The 13,278-nt window shown below is 65.1% G+C and carries 11 protein-coding genes; 2 read left to right on the top strand and 9 right to left on the bottom strand.

Annotated elements, in window-relative coordinates; genetic code table 11:
- Positions 1-248: 248 nt before the first annotated feature.
- Positions 249-2,606 (top strand): Ig-like domain-containing protein, encoded by a 2,358-nt coding sequence (locus tag BO996_RS14385; RefSeq protein ID WP_232240531.1) that lies wholly within the window; start codon positions 249-251, stop codon positions 2,604-2,606.
- A gap of 34 nt (positions 2,607-2,640) precedes the next feature.
- On the opposite strand, the gene BO996_RS14380 is transcribed toward BO996_RS14385, so the two are convergent.
- The 9 genes from BO996_RS14380 to BO996_RS14340 form a co-directional block, all read right to left on the bottom strand.
- Positions 2,641-2,958 carry a DUF3325 domain-containing protein gene (locus BO996_RS14380; RefSeq protein ID WP_071955172.1) on the bottom strand — a complete coding sequence of 106 codons (318 nt, stop codon included), beginning with the start codon at positions 2,956-2,958 and terminating at the stop codon, positions 2,641-2,643.
- Entirely contained in the window at positions 2,951-4,624 is a 1,674-nt protein-coding gene (locus BO996_RS14375) for a PepSY-associated TM helix domain-containing protein (RefSeq protein WP_063326476.1), read from the bottom strand. Before BO996_RS14375 ends, BO996_RS14380 begins: the two co-directional genes overlap by 8 nt.
- 17 nt (positions 4,625-4,641) lie before the next feature.
- Positions 4,642-4,920, bottom strand: coding sequence for a hypothetical protein (locus BO996_RS14370; protein WP_063326477.1), 279 nt, complete (start codon positions 4,918-4,920; stop codon positions 4,642-4,644).
- Positions 4,921-5,034: 114 nt separating this feature from the next.
- Positions 5,035-6,753: an FMN-binding glutamate synthase family protein gene (locus BO996_RS14365; RefSeq protein ID WP_071955169.1), complete on the bottom strand. Its 1,719-nt coding sequence runs from the start codon at positions 6,751-6,753 to the stop codon at positions 5,035-5,037.
- Between the two features lie 137 nt (positions 6,754-6,890).
- Complete coding sequence (gene hxsA, locus BO996_RS14360) at positions 6,891-7,532, bottom strand: His-Xaa-Ser repeat protein HxsA (protein ID WP_013802946.1); 642 nt, start codon at positions 7,530-7,532, stop codon at positions 6,891-6,893.
- Positions 7,529-8,662 (bottom strand): His-Xaa-Ser system radical SAM maturase HxsC, encoded by a 1,134-nt coding sequence (hxsC, locus tag BO996_RS14355; protein WP_013802947.1) that lies wholly within the window; start codon positions 8,660-8,662, stop codon positions 7,529-7,531. The genes hxsA and hxsC overlap by 4 nt, the downstream gene beginning before the upstream one ends.
- Positions 8,662-10,125, bottom strand: coding sequence for a His-Xaa-Ser system radical SAM maturase HxsB (gene hxsB, locus BO996_RS14350; protein ID WP_071955168.1), 1,464 nt, complete (start codon positions 10,123-10,125; stop codon positions 8,662-8,664). The genes hxsC and hxsB overlap by 1 nt, the downstream gene beginning before the upstream one ends.
- Before the next feature lie 273 nt (positions 10,126-10,398).
- Complete coding sequence (locus BO996_RS14345) at positions 10,399-11,880, bottom strand: sensor histidine kinase (protein ID WP_013802949.1); 1,482 nt, start codon at positions 11,878-11,880, stop codon at positions 10,399-10,401.
- 2 nt (positions 11,881-11,882) lie between these two features.
- The gene (locus BO996_RS14340) at positions 11,883-12,599 is read right to left on the bottom strand and encodes a response regulator transcription factor (RefSeq protein WP_012204915.1); all 717 of its coding nucleotides are present in this window, start codon (positions 12,597-12,599) and stop codon (positions 11,883-11,885) included.
- A gap of 168 nt (positions 12,600-12,767) precedes the next feature.
- Between BO996_RS14340 and msrB the strand changes: the two genes are divergently transcribed.
- Positions 12,768-13,268: a peptide-methionine (R)-S-oxide reductase MsrB gene (gene msrB, locus BO996_RS14335; RefSeq protein ID WP_013802950.1), complete on the top strand. Its 501-nt coding sequence runs from the start codon at positions 12,768-12,770 to the stop codon at positions 13,266-13,268.
- Positions 13,269-13,278 lie beyond the last annotated feature (10 nt).

The following is a 13,278-nucleotide window of genomic DNA, read 5'->3' as shown; positions in this document are numbered from 1 at the left end:
CGAATTTGGACTAAGAATTTTCTTAATGCTGAAACCTCTTGCACGCCGCCTCGCCAAAGAGCGATTTCAAGCATCGATCCGCCATCGGAAAATCGTCAAATCTCTTTGAAGATGCCATTATTCCTGTCACTTTAAGAAAATTCTTAAACCAATATTCCGATGCCCTGGAGATCATTGCCGGATTGATTCATCGACAAAGGCTGCTCCGTTTCTGACCACCCCTGTGATATTGCACACAGACGTCGCGCATGCAGAATGCCAGCGCTATTTCACGTCCTGTATTGCGCAATATCCAGAATGCGTTTCGGCGGCCCATCTCAGGGGAAGTAAAAATGGCAATGAGGATATACAGGCGACGATTCACGACCAGGCCGGCAAGCAGGCCGCTGCGCCTGCTCGCCCTGGCGTTGCTCTTGCAAGGCTGTGTCGCCACGGCCCATGCATGGACCGTCGTGGTGGACAGCGCCGCCGACGCAAGCGGCCCGTGCGCCAGCACCGGCCTGGGACCCTGCTCCCTGCGCGACGCCATCACCTACGCCAACGCCAACCGCAACAAAGGGGGCGACAACCGCATCGAGTTCAGCATCGGTGCGGGGGGAGAGCAGACCATCGTCACCCAAAGCAACTGGAATGGCAGCCTCATGCAGCCCATTGCACCCGCCACATCGCTCACGGTGGACGCCAGCACGCAACCCGGCTATGAGGACCACTTGCCACGCCGTCCCCTGATCACGCTGCAGGCAGGCAGCCCCGAGTTCGGCATAGGGCTCGAGCTGGCAGGCACCATCACGGTGCGCGGTCTGGCGATAGGCGGCTTCAGCACGGCCCTGGCGGTGACAGGCGACGGCAACACCGTGCTGGGCTGCCATATAGGCGTTGACGCATCTGGAACGGTCGCCATGGGCAACCGCAGCAACATTATTGTCAACTCCGGCAACCGCAACCGCATCGGCAATCTGGATATTGGCGGGCGAAATGTCATTTCCGCGGCGGAAAATTCCGGAGTATGGCTTTCCTGGCCGGGCGTCGGTACAGAAAACATCATTCAGGGAAATTACATAGGCACCGATATCACCGGCAACGTGGCGCTGGGAAACCAGGGAAACGGCATCAGCGTGGCATCCGGATTTACCGGCACGCTGATCGACAGCAACCTCGTCTCCGGCAATGTCAGGGAAACCGGTGGTTCATCCGGGATTTCCATTTCCGGCTCGCACACGCTGGTGACCCGCAACCGTGTCGGGACCAATGCAGCCGGCACGGCCATGATTGCCAACAATGGGCCAGGCATTGCCGTATTCTTTTCGCCGGAAGGCGGACATCGCATTGGCACAGGCCCTGAAGACGGCAACCTGGTTGCCGGAAACAAGGAAACGGCCATTGAATTGAATGGAAACTACGCCGCACGCAACTCGAATACCCTTATTGCCGGGAATATCGTGGGAACCAGCCTGGATGCCAGCACCATGCTGCCCAATCAATGGGGCATCGTCATCAAGGATTCGGACGAGGTCACCGTGCGCGGAAACATCGTCGGTGGCAGCAAGGCGTCCGGCATACAGTTCCAGGGCGCCGGCAAGAACAACCTCGTGCAGGGCAACTACGTGGGCGTCAGTCCCCAGGGAACCGCCCTGCCCAATGGGGAAGGCGTTTCCTTTTTCCAGAAGGCCCATGACACCCTGGTCGGCGGTGACGACGCGGCACATGCCAACGTGATTGCGCACAACAGGCTGTTCGGCGTGGGATTGCGGGGGGACGAAGTCAAGGGCGTCTCCATGCTCGGCAATGCCATCTACGGCAATACCGAGGGAGGCATCGCACGAACCAGCCTGGCCAACGGAGATCCTGCCGATCCGGTGCTGCTCACGGTGACGCCCGAGGGCCTGTCCGGCACGCTGGACAGCGTCGCCAACGAGAGCATGCGCATCGAGTATTTCTCGACGCCCAGGCTGCCCGACGGGCTGGTGGAGCGCGCCGCCGGCAAGGTTCTGCTGGGCTCGCAGACCGTGACCACCGATGCCTCCGGCCATGCGCCCTTGGCGTTCAAGGGCGCCATGCCCCCGGGCGACCAGGCCGCTGTCACGGCGACCGCCACCCGGATTTCCACCGGCGACACCTCGCGCTTTTCCAACGCAATGGCGGCCAACGCCGCCCCCATGGCGCTGCCGCAAGCCGTCACGACGCCGCAGGATACGGCGCTGTCCATCACCCTCGCTGGCACGGACTTCGAGTCGGACCCGCTGCGCTTCGAGATCACCGCCGGCCCCGCCCATGGCGGCATCGGCGGCTTCGATCCCCAGACGGGCACGCTGGTCTATACGCCGGCGGCCGGCTACTCCGGGCCCGATACCTTCGCCTTCACGGTATCCGACGGGCACCAGAGCGCTGCCGCACCGGCATCCGTGTCCATCGAGGTGATCGCTGCCGATCCTCCCGACCCGGGCCCGGGCACCGATCCCGATCCCGGTCCGGGCACGGACCCAGGGCCCGGTCCCGGCCCCGGAAATGTCCAGGCCGTTCCCGGCCTGGGCAAGGGCGGCATGCTGGCGCTGCTGTGCGGCATGGCCTATCTGGCCAGCCGCAGGATGAGGAAAAGGCAGGCCTGAGCCTGCAGCGGGCGCAGAGGCCCCCGCGCAAACGTCAGGCCGGCAGCCAGCGCAGCCAGCTCGGCCGCCAGGTCAGCGTGAAGGCAATGGACAGGGCGGCAGCGGCCAGCGTCATGATCCAGACCAGTGAGGCCATGGAGGCATGGTCCACCGCCAGGCAAAGGCCCAGCGAGGCGGCCAGGCCCAGGGCTCCCAGCCAGCGCAGCAGCCTGACCTTGCCATCGGGCTGGGGCATGTCGCCGTGCACCTGCTCCCAGTGCACGTCCTTGGCCAGCGCAAACCAGCCCATGCCGGCCAGCGAGGCGGCAAAGGCGGCGGCCAGCAGCAGTGCGTCCATCAGTCCCTCAGACATGGGCCACCTCCGCCGTGCGTGCAGGCGTGGCGGTGGCCACGCGGCTCTTGAGCTTGCGTGCCACCACCACGGCCAGCACGGCGCTGGCCAGCATGAACAGGTCCACGCCGGCCACCGGCCAGTAGCCCGCGCCCAGGGTCTTGAACAGGTGGTCGCCCGTGGTCAGCCAGTTCAGCAGCACGGCCGTGACGGCCATGGCGGCCACGGCCCAGCACTGCTCGCGCCATGCTGGGTTGGGCAGGCCCCGGGCCACGGGGGCGCTGCGCACAAAGGCATGCGCCATGGCCAGCAGCCAGGCGGCCCAGAAGAAATAGCGCTCCATGTCGCCCCGGCCCGGCCAGCCCTGGGGCATGGCCTCGGGCAGCAGGCGGTTGGAAATCAGCATGCCCAGGGCGGCCACCAGCATGCCGGTGACGGTGGTTACGGCCAGGGCATCGACCACGCGCGCGCCCTGCACGCCCTGCTTGGCGTGCTGCTTCTTGCGCTTTTCCACGAAGAAGACGAAGCCGGTGGCAATGCAGGCGCAGCCGGCCAGGCCACCGAGCACGTACAGCCAGCGCAGCAGCCAGTGGCGGAAGTGCTGCAGGTGCAGGCCGGTGAGGAAGGTGTTGAGGCTGTCCACGGCCGTGCGCGGCGGGTCTTCGCGCAACAGCGCGCCCGTGCTGGCCTTGAAGTGGATGCCCTCGCCCGTGAGCGCGATGCGGTCGGTGCCGGCGCGGTAGACGCTGACGTAGCCATTGGCATCGCCCACATGGGTGACGGACAGGAAGCCCACGTCGCCGGCCATGCCCTTGGCGGCCCAGCGGCGCTGCGCCTCGGCCACCATGGCGTCCACCGAGGCCACGGGCGCAGCCACGCCGGCGCGGTCATGCGGCAGGCCGGTTTCCTCGGCCTCCATTTTTTCGTGCAGCTCGTGCAGCGGCTCCAGCTGGGTGTGGGTGATGGGGAAGTAGATGCCCGCAAAGATCACCAGCCCCGTGAAGGCGAAGAAGAAGTGGAAGGGCAGCGCCACCACGCCCGTCATGTTGTGCAGGTCCAGCACGCTGCGCTGGGTGGCCTTCTTCGGACGGAAGGTGAACAGCTCGCGGAAGATCTTGCGGTGCATGACCACGCCGCTGACCAGCGCGACCAGCATGATGAGTGCGGCAAAGCCCACGATCCAGTAGCCAAGGCCCATCCAGTTGAGCGTCAGGCTGTAGTGCAGCGGGTAGAAGAACTGGCTGCCGATCTTGAGGTGGTCGTCCGGCAGGGACTCGCCATTGCGCGGGTCGATGGTGCGCATGGCCCAGATCAGGGTCTCGGGCTTCTTGGCGTTGGCCACCTCGTAGCCGGCGAACAGGCCCAGCACCGGGTCGCGGTGCGTGGTGTAGGCGCCCCAGCGCTGGGGCGTGTCGAAGCGCTCGGGCAGCGGGCCGTTGACCTCGCCGCGCATGGCCTCGCGCGCCTGGGCGTTGGGCTGCATGGACTCGAAGACCGGCTTGAGGATCTGGTCGTACGAGGGCATGGGCGTGGGCTCGAAGCGCGAGGCCGGAATGGCCCAGCGGTCGATCTCGCGGTCGAACACCGACAGCGCGCCAAAGAAGAACGCGGCCATGAGCACGAAGCCGAGCACCAGCCCGAACCAGGTGTGCAGCCAGGCCATGGAAAGGCGGAAATTCTGGAACATGGGAAGCGATCTCCGGATCAGGGCAGCAGCATCTGCTGGAGCAGTGATGCGCAGCCGGTCATGACAATGCCGCCACCGGCCAGCACGGCCCAGACGCGCGGGAGGCTCTGGGCGGCAAAGGCCCAGAGGAACACCGTCAGAAACACCAGGAAGCCGAGGATGTAGCCCAGATGCTCGGCATCGTGGAACTCCATTCCGGCGGCAAACATCAGCACCACGCCCAAGGCGATGAAGCCCCAGGTGAAGGCATAGCCGCCGAAGATGGCAGCTGCAATGCGAACCAAAATAGTTTTCATTTACACAGAAAAATACAGTTGTGCACCAAGTTCTCGGGGCGCATTATCCCCGAGGGTTGTTAAAACCTGTAATCGGCTGTGGTCTGTGGCGCCTGTCTTCTGTGCGTGGCGTCTCTATGCAGGCTGGCCTGCCGCCTGCGCCTTGGCCTGCGGCGCAGAAGGCTTGAGCGTGGGCGGCGCGAACTGGAAGGTGTGGGCGCTGGCGCCCGGCCAGTAGAGCTTGAACACGCTGTGCTGCTTGTCCAGCGGCCCCAGCAGCGCGCCGGGCTCCACGCGCAGGACCAGGTTGGCCAGCTGCCGCACCTCGGTGTCGGAGATGCGCCGCACGATGTGGTGGGCCGTGATGTCGCAAGGGTGCTCCAGGCCCGCAGCCTGCACCAGTTCCTGCAGCGCATGCAGGGTCTTGTCGTGGAAGTTGGCCACGCGCGTGGCCTTGTCGGGCACGACCAGGGCCTTCTGGCGCACCGCGTCCTGCGTGGCCACGCCCGTGGGGCAGTGGCCGGTGTGGCAGTTCTGCGCCTGGATGCAGCCCAGGGCCATCATGAAGCCGCGCCCGGCGTTGCACCAGTCGGCGCCCAGCGCCATCATGCGCGCGATGTCGAAGGCCGTGATCACCTTGCCGGCCGCGCCGATCTTGATGCGGTGGCGCAGACCCACGCCGATCAGCGTGTTGTGCACCAGCAGCAGCCCTTCCTGCAGCGGCACGCCCACGTGGTCGGTGAACTCCACCGGCGCCGCGCCCGTGCCGCCCTCGGCGCCATCGACAACGATGAAGTCCGGCGTGATGTCCGTCTCCTGCATGGCCTTGACGATGGCGAACCACTCCCAGGGATGGCCCACGCAGAACTTGAAGCCCGTGGGCTTGCCGCCCGACTTCTCGCGCAGCCGGGCGATGAAATGCATCATCTGCACCGGTGTCTTGAAGGCGCTGTGGCTGGACGGGCTGATGCAGTCCACGCCCACGGGCACGCCGCGCGCGGCGGCGATCTCAGGCGTGACCTTGGCGCCCAGCAGCATGCCGCCGTGGCCGGGCTTGGCGCCCTGGCTGAGCTTGATCTCGATGAGCTTGACCTGCGGGTCGGTGGCGTTGGCGATGAATTTTTCTTCGTTGAAGCTGCCATCGTCGTTGCGGCAGCCGAAGTAGCCCGAGGCCACCTCCCAGATCAGGTCGCCGCCGTGCACGCGGTGGTGCTGGCTGATGGAGCCCTCGCCCGTGTCGTGCGCAAAGCCGCCCATCTTCGCGCCCTTGTTCAGCGCCAGGATGGCATTGGCCGACAGCGCGCCGAAGCTCATGGCCGAGATGTTGAAGATGCTGGCGCTGTAGGGCTGGGTGCAGGGCGAGGTGCCTTCATCGGCGCAGCCGATGGTGATGCGGAAGTCATGCGAGGCCAGCTTGGTGGGCTGCATGGAATGGTTCACCCATTCATAGCCCTGGGCCGTGACATTGAGCTGCGTGCCCAAGGGGCGGCTGTCCGGGTCGCCCTTGGCGCGCTGGTACACCAGGGAGCGCTGGGCGCGAGAGAACGGCAGCGCCTCATGGTCGGACTCGATGAAGTACTGCCGCATCTCGGGCCGGATGAACTCCAGCAGAAACCGCAGGTGGCCGATGATGGGGTAGTTGCGCAGCACCGAATGGCGCACCTGGGTCATGTCGCGCACTCCCAGCAGCGCCAGCGCGGCGCACACGCCAAAGCCCAGCCACCACCACAGCCCTCCCCACACCAGCGCCGCCACCAGCAGCCCCGCGCTGCCGACCAGGCTCAGGCAGAACGTGGTGTAGCGCAGCGGCACCCATGCGGGCAGGCGATGAACCGGGGAGGCAGACGTTGACATGGCGTGGGTCCTTGGGGGCGTGTTGACGATCTTGTGCATGCCGCGCCGTCGAGGGCGCGCTGTGCACAAGGGTAACGCAGCGACGCCGCGAATTCCCCGGCATGGCCGGCATCCTGGGCCGGAGCCGCCGACACACCTCAATTGACAGCAGGAATCCCCATGGCGTTGAGCGTGGGCGTCGTCATCGTGCCGGTTCTCTGCAGCCCCTTGAGGTCCTGGAAGTAGCGCAGAGCCGTGCGCGTTCCCTCGTTCATTACCCCGTCAATCGGCCCGTCATAGAGACCAAGGTTCTTGAGTTTGATCTGCACCCTCATGATCTGAAGCCGCAGCTTCTCGGGGTGCGTCAATTCCTCGCGTGACGACGCTGCCCCGGTAGTGCCTGGATAGGTCTGTGGTGCTTTGCTGGCGCCCGGAGTGTCCACCAGATGATTGGAAGTGGTGCCTGAGGATGGCGCATAGCGAGAAGGAGCGGGTGCCGAGTAAGCCGGTGCAGGCACAGGGCTGGGCGCCACATACGCCGGAGCCCGGTAGCTGGAGCTGCTGCCGCCAGAGCCTGAGTAGTGCGAACTGTGGCTTGAATGGGAACGATGGCTTGAATGCGAGCGGTGGCCCGCAAAGAGATTGTCCATTTCCCTGTTCAATGGGCGCAGCGGAACAGCGCCAGGGCCTTCCAGAGGCTCCAGCTCAACCGCCGTTGCAGGCGCGGCCGACAGGCTCTTGGTTGCCAGCAGCGGCAGTCCCGCGACGAACAGCGAGATGTTGCGGATAAATTTGCTCATGCGGTTACCTCGATAGCGTCCAACGCCTTCAGCGGCGCTGGCTTCCAGCCTTTCTCATGCCATGCAAACAGACCCGCGCAGCGGGACTTCACTGCGCATTCCGTGCACTCCGGGGCATATACGTTCTTCCAGTCGGAGATGCTGCGATGCGCGAGCGGCCACAGCGGCCTTGGCAAGACACAGAGCGGCAAATTCATGAACAGTTGGGGGACGCCATGCCGGCGAAGCACACGCGACGATTGCTCAAGGGTTGCGCCCCAATCGCTTAGATCCACTTCGCACAGCTGTCGATTGGCCAACGCAAAACCTGTCGGCTCGCAGCCCATCCATGCCAGTTCATTCACGAACGGCAGGTTGCGACCGATGAAGCCTGCCAACTCGGGAAGGATCTCCAGCACGGGCTCTATCAGTACGGTTCGCAACTGCACCTGTTGTCCATGGTCTTGAAGCGCCAGCAGGCCCGCGATTGTTTCGTCGAATGCGCCAGGAGACTGCACCACGAAATCATGGACAAAGTCCGCGTGCCCATAGAGTGGAATCAACCAGCGCACGGTCGTGTCCAGGCCGTCCAGGATGCTCGCTGCGGTTTGTGCATTGCTGAACAAGCGTCCATTGGTCAGGACTTCCACGCGCGTTTCGGGCAAATGGGCAGCAATGGCATCCAGAACACGCCTAAGGCCATGGCCCAGCAGCAGCGGCTCCCCTCCCGTCAGTCCCAGCACCCTTGGGGCGCGGCGCAAATGGCGGATGGCGTCAATCGCCTCATCCACCAGCCAGCTGTCATCCGCTGTTGTCGGCGGCTGCGAGCACATGAGACAGTAGCTGTTGCAGCGGTTGGTCATGAACAGCGCATGGTGCGAGTCTGCCTCTCTCAACAGCACCACAAGCTCGGCTCTGCTGGCATGCGGGACCACGACATCTCCGGCCTGCAGATCGCAGGCCTGCACCCAGCAAAGATTGGACAGGCCTGACTTTCCCAAGTCATCCACGCAGCGTCGCTCCTGCTCCGACTGCACAAGGACGAGAAAGCGCAAATGCGGCAACCACTGTGCCGCCACATCCTTGAAGCTCACCACCCGGTGCACCACAGGCTCGCAGCCCGGCTGCAGCAATGCCTTTATCCGGCGCATCAGGCCGCCCCCTCGCCGACAGGCTGCGCCCAGCGGTGCAGCAGATCCTGGCATGGCTCATCGGCGCCATGCAAAAGCCTGAACATGGCGTCGAACAAACCCATGTGACGCTGGCAATGCTCGGTGTCCTCGGCCGGCACCAACAACTTGCCGAACTGCGCCTGTGCGTCCACAGGATTGGGCGCACAGAACATGCTGTAGGCGCATTCGCGGCACGCCGCCATTGCCTGTGTCTGGCTGGATTCGACAAGGCTGCGCCGCACCTCGGTCTCCAGCAATGCGCTCATTGGCGTGCCTATGCGCCCCATGCGCAACGATGTATCGCCAGTCTCTGCAAGCATGCGCGCCTCATCGCTGGGATAGACATGGCCGTCATAGTTGTAGACCAGCACACTGCTGCCTGCGCCTGTGGGACTCTGCAGATCGACGTAACCTGCGTCGAAGGTGGAAAGAATCTTGTTGAGCAGGATGCTGGCATACACCTCCCTGATCTCGACTCCTTGCGCGTTCCAATGCAGAACGCGCGACAGGCCTTGTTGATAGAAGCGGAAGAACTCGCCCACGGAGTAGCCCAGCAAGGCCTGATTGCGCTTGGCAAAGCCATAGCTGCTCAATGGCCGCAGGAAAATCTCCTTGAAACCCAGCCGCACGTACTCGTCAACAATGGCATCGGCGTGTGCCAGCGATGCCTTGGTCGTGGTCATCAATGCGGATACTGAATCAGGCCCGATCAACCGTCTTGCCATCGCCACCCCGGCAAGCGTGCGCGCATGGGCGTTGCGCCCAGGAATTGGCCGATTGCGGTTGTGAATGCCAGGAGGCCCGTCGATGCTGGTGGAAAGGTATACGCCGTGCGTCTTGAAAAATTCACACATCGCCGGATCCAGCTGGTGCAGCGTCGAAGCGATGACAAACCGGATCTGGCGCCCCTCGGATGCATTGCGCTGATGGATGCGCACGATTGCGCGCTGGACCAGATCGAAACGCAGCAGAGGATCACCCCCCTGAAACTCCACGGTCAGGACACGGGAAGGACTTTCAAATACGGTGTCGCAGGCTGCATCCAGGTCAGGCACCGACATGGTGTGGCCCTGATCGTCCAGAGCGCGGCTGACTTGGCAATAGCGGCACGAGTGAGCGCATTGCAGCGTGGGAACAATGATGTGCAGGGCGGGCCCGCTGGAAACCGTCTCGCGCTTGGCTGCCCTGCGCGAAGCCAACAGCCTGCGCATACCCTTTGCGGACTCGTTGCTGCCCAGCAAAAATCGGGCCCACAACTCGGCTTGGCGGCGCAAGGGCAGCGTTGATGGCCTTTGGTTAAATTGCTCGAATTCCGCTGCCGAGAAGAATGCATGGTCACCGCTATCTGCCGTAGCCACGATCACATCATCGGACAGGCGCCGGCTGCGAAACGCGAGGACTTGAGGTGCATATACTGCACCGTATGTGCCGCTATGGGACATGGCAAATTCGCATGCACGATGCATGCTGTGCATTGGTGCTTGCCAATGACCAAAACCTTGAATTGATGCTCATCGCCACGGCGTCTCCTTGTCAGTTTCTTTTTTCACACCATGAATAAACATTTTGCAACATCCAGGTGCAAGAGGTTTTTTCTCAGGAATTGGCAACGCAATGGATTGCGTATTGCCCGATTCCCATTCATGGATTGCGAAACTGTCAGAGACCTTGATCTGCCATGTGCTGGCCTCCGGTTTCCCGGACGCAATGGCCCATCAGACAGCGCGTGGCTTTGCCGCAGGCAGCACGAACCGGAAGCTCGCCCCCTGCCCCGGCTGGTCCACCAGTTCGATGCGGCAGCCGTGCAGCTCCAGCATGCGGTGGACGATGCGCAGGCCCAGGCCGCCGCCGCGGCGGGCGCCGCCCACGGTGAAGGGGCGCTCGAACAGGCCTTCGCGCAGATCGGCCGAGATGCCGGGGCCGGTGTCGGCCACGGTGACTTCGACCGCGTTGCCCGCTGCCGCCAGCGCCACCTGGATGCTGCCGCCGCCGGGCGTGTGGCGCAGCGCGTTGTCCAGCAGGTTGCCCAGCACGCGCTCGATCATGCCCAGGTCGGCCTGGACGACGGGCAGGCGGGGCGGGAAGTCGGCCCGCAGCGCCACCTGGCGCGCCTCGGCACGCAGCTCGAATTTCTGGAACACGTCCTGCACCAGGTCGGGCATGGAAAACGGCTCCGGCTCGGGCTGGACAAAGCCGTATTCCAGGCGCGCCAGCTCGAACAGGCTTTGCGCCAGCTCGCCCACCTTCTGGCTCTGGGCCAGGGCAATGCCCAGGTAGCGGCGGCGCTCGGTGGCGTCGAGCACGGCGTCCTTGAGCAGCAGCGTTTCCAGGTAGCCGTGCAGGGACGACAGCGGCGTGCGCAGGTCGTGCGAGACGTTGGCGATGAGTTCGCGCCGCTCCTGGTCCTGGCGCGTGAGCGCCCGCCACTGCTCGCCGATGCGCGCCACCATGCGGCGGTAGGCCGAGTCCAGCACGGCGATCTCGTCACGGCTGTCCTGTGCGGCGCCGGGCTGGGGGGCCGGCAGGTCCGGGGGCGCGCCATGGATGTCGAAGCCGGCCACCTCTTCGGTAAGACGGCGCAGCGGCCGCGTGATCAGCGCAAAGGCCACCAGGCCCGCCACCAGGCACAGCAGCGCCACCATGCCGATGGACCACAGCGCCGTGCTGAGCACCGAGTTGGCCGAGCCCTGCGCCACCAGCTGGTCATGCGCCTCGCCCTGCAGCACCACGTAGATGAAGCCCACGTCCTTTCCGTTGACGCGCAGCGGCGCCGCGCTGAAGACCTTGCGGCCTTCGACGCTGCGCGGGTCGTCGCCCAGGATGGGCAGCGTGCCGCCTTCCAGCAGCCGGTGCACGGGCGCCAGGTCCACGCGCTCGCGGCGCACGCGGCCGTCGGGGGCTGCATGGCCGGCAATGCGGCCGTCGGCGTCCAGCAGGTAGACCTCCACGCTGGGGTTGACCAGCATGAGCTGGTTGAAGAAGCTGCGCACGGCGCCGGGCATGAGGCCGTTGGCGTCGGTCAGCTGGGCGTCGCGCGCAATGCTTTCGGCCACATCGCGGGACAGGCCCTGCACCACTTCCAGCTCGTGCATGCGGCTGGCGCGCAACTGCATCCAGGCCGAGGTGCCGCTGCACACCAGCAGCAGCACGGCAAAGACCAGGGACAGGCGCTGGGTCAGTGTCAGGCGCAGTTTCATGGTCATGCGCCCTCGCCCGCTTCGGCGAACTTGTAGCCGCGCCCCCAGACGGTGAGGATGCGCGCGGGCTGGGCCGGGTCGGCCTCGATCTTGGCGCGCAGGCGGTTGATGTGGGTGTTGACGGTGTGCTCGTAGCCCTCGTGCTGGTAGCCCCAGACGGCATTGAGCAGGTCCATGCGCGAGAACACCTTGCCGGGCTGGCGCGCAAAGAAGTACAGCAGGTCGAACTCGCGCGGGGTCAGGTCCAGCCGGGCACCATGAAGCCGGGCATCGCGCGCCACGGGGTCCATGGCCAGGCCGGCGATGGTCAGGCTGCCGGACTCCAGCCGGGCATTCTGGGCCAGCGCCTCCACGCGGCGCAGCAGCGCCTTGACGCGCGCCACCAGCTCCAGCACGGAAAACGGCTTGGCCAGGTAGTCGTCGGCGCCGATCTCCAGGCCCAGGATGCGCTGCACCTCGCTGGAGCGCGCGCTGATGATGATGATGGGCGTGTAGCGCGCCATGGCGCGGGCGCGGCGGCAGATCTCCAGGCCGTCCACGCCGGGCAGCATGATGTCCAGCACCAGCGCGTCCCAGCCGCCGCGCTCCAGTTGGCGCAGGCCGTCGTCGCCACGCGCGCAGTGCATGACTTCCAGGCCTTCGTCGCGCAGGTGCAGCGTGAGCAGGTCGGCGATATGGGCGTCGTCCTCGACGAGAAGTACGCGGCGCGTGGCGGTCATCGGATGCGGTTTCCTGGAAGTGGCGGGAGTGGCTGCCATTGTGCGCAATACCGGGGCCGGGAGTTATCACGAATCTTTGAACTCTGCGTGAAGACTTCGGGAGGCCGCCGCCCTAACCTGACTGGCATCGCATCGTTTTCAGACGCAAAGAACCTTCAGGAGCACACCATGACCACCAGACGCCATCTTCTGTGGACTGCAGGTGCCGGCACCACCGCCGTGCTGGCGGCCAGCCTGTTCCCGCGCCGCGCACCGGCCGCCGCCTCCAGCGAAATCTTCGAGGTGAGCTACAGCGACGCCGAGTGGCGTGCCCGGCTCACGCCCGAGCAGTACCAGATCCTGCGCAAGGAAGGCACGGAGCGCGCCGGCACCAGCCCCCTGAACAAGGAGCACCGCGCCGGCACCTTTGCCTGCGCGGGATGCGCGCTGCCGCTGTTCTCGTCCAAGACCAAGTTCGACAGCGGCACGGGCTGGCCCAGCTTCTGGCAGCCGCTGGACAAGGCCGTGGCCACGCGCCAGGACCGCACCTACGGCATGCTGCGCACCGAGGTGCATTGCCGCCGCTGCGGCGGCCACCTGGGCCATGTCTTCGACGACGGCCCCAAGCCCACGGGCCTGCGCTACTGCATGAACGGGCTGTCGCTGACGTTCACGCCCCAGCCTGCCTGAACCCGGGAGC

Source organism: Delftia sp. HK171, assembly GCF_001886655.1.
Lineage (GTDB): Bacteria > Pseudomonadota > Gammaproteobacteria > Burkholderiales > Burkholderiaceae_C > Comamonas > Comamonas acidovorans.
This window is presented reverse-complemented; position numbering and strand designations above follow the sequence as displayed.

Bases quoted from the DNA above. Each gene is read 5' to 3' on its own strand.
- BO996_RS14370 (WP_063326477.1), bottom strand. From the start codon at position 4,920: ATGAAAACTATTTTGGTTCGCATTGCAGCTGCCATCTTCGGCGGCTAT.
- BO996_RS14340 (WP_012204915.1), bottom strand. From the start codon at position 12,599: ATGACCGCCACGCGCCGCGTACTTCTCGTCGAGGACGACGCCCATATC.
- hxsB (WP_071955168.1), bottom strand. From the start codon at position 10,125: ATGTCCCATAGCGGCACATACGGTGCAGTATATGCACCTCAAGTCCTC.
- BO996_RS14345 (WP_013802949.1), bottom strand. From the start codon at position 11,880: ATGAAACTGCGCCTGACACTGACCCAGCGCCTGTCCCTGGTCTTTGCC.
- hxsA (WP_013802946.1), bottom strand. From the start codon at position 7,532: ATGAGCAAATTTATCCGCAACATCTCGCTGTTCGTCGCGGGACTGCCG.
- BO996_RS14375 (WP_063326476.1), bottom strand. From the start codon at position 4,624: ATGTTCCAGAATTTCCGCCTTTCCATGGCCTGGCTGCACACCTGGTTC.
- msrB (WP_013802950.1), top strand. From the start codon at position 12,768: ATGACCACCAGACGCCATCTTCTGTGGACTGCAGGTGCCGGCACCACC.
- BO996_RS14380 (WP_071955172.1), bottom strand. From the start codon at position 2,958: ATGTCTGAGGGACTGATGGACGCACTGCTGCTGGCCGCCGCCTTTGCC.
- BO996_RS14365 (WP_071955169.1), bottom strand. From the start codon at position 6,753: ATGTCAACGTCTGCCTCCCCGGTTCATCGCCTGCCCGCATGGGTGCCG.
- BO996_RS14385 (WP_232240531.1), top strand. From the start codon at position 249: ATGCAGAATGCCAGCGCTATTTCACGTCCTGTATTGCGCAATATCCAG.
- hxsC (WP_013802947.1), bottom strand. From the start codon at position 8,662: ATGCGCCGGATAAAGGCATTGCTGCAGCCGGGCTGCGAGCCTGTGGTG.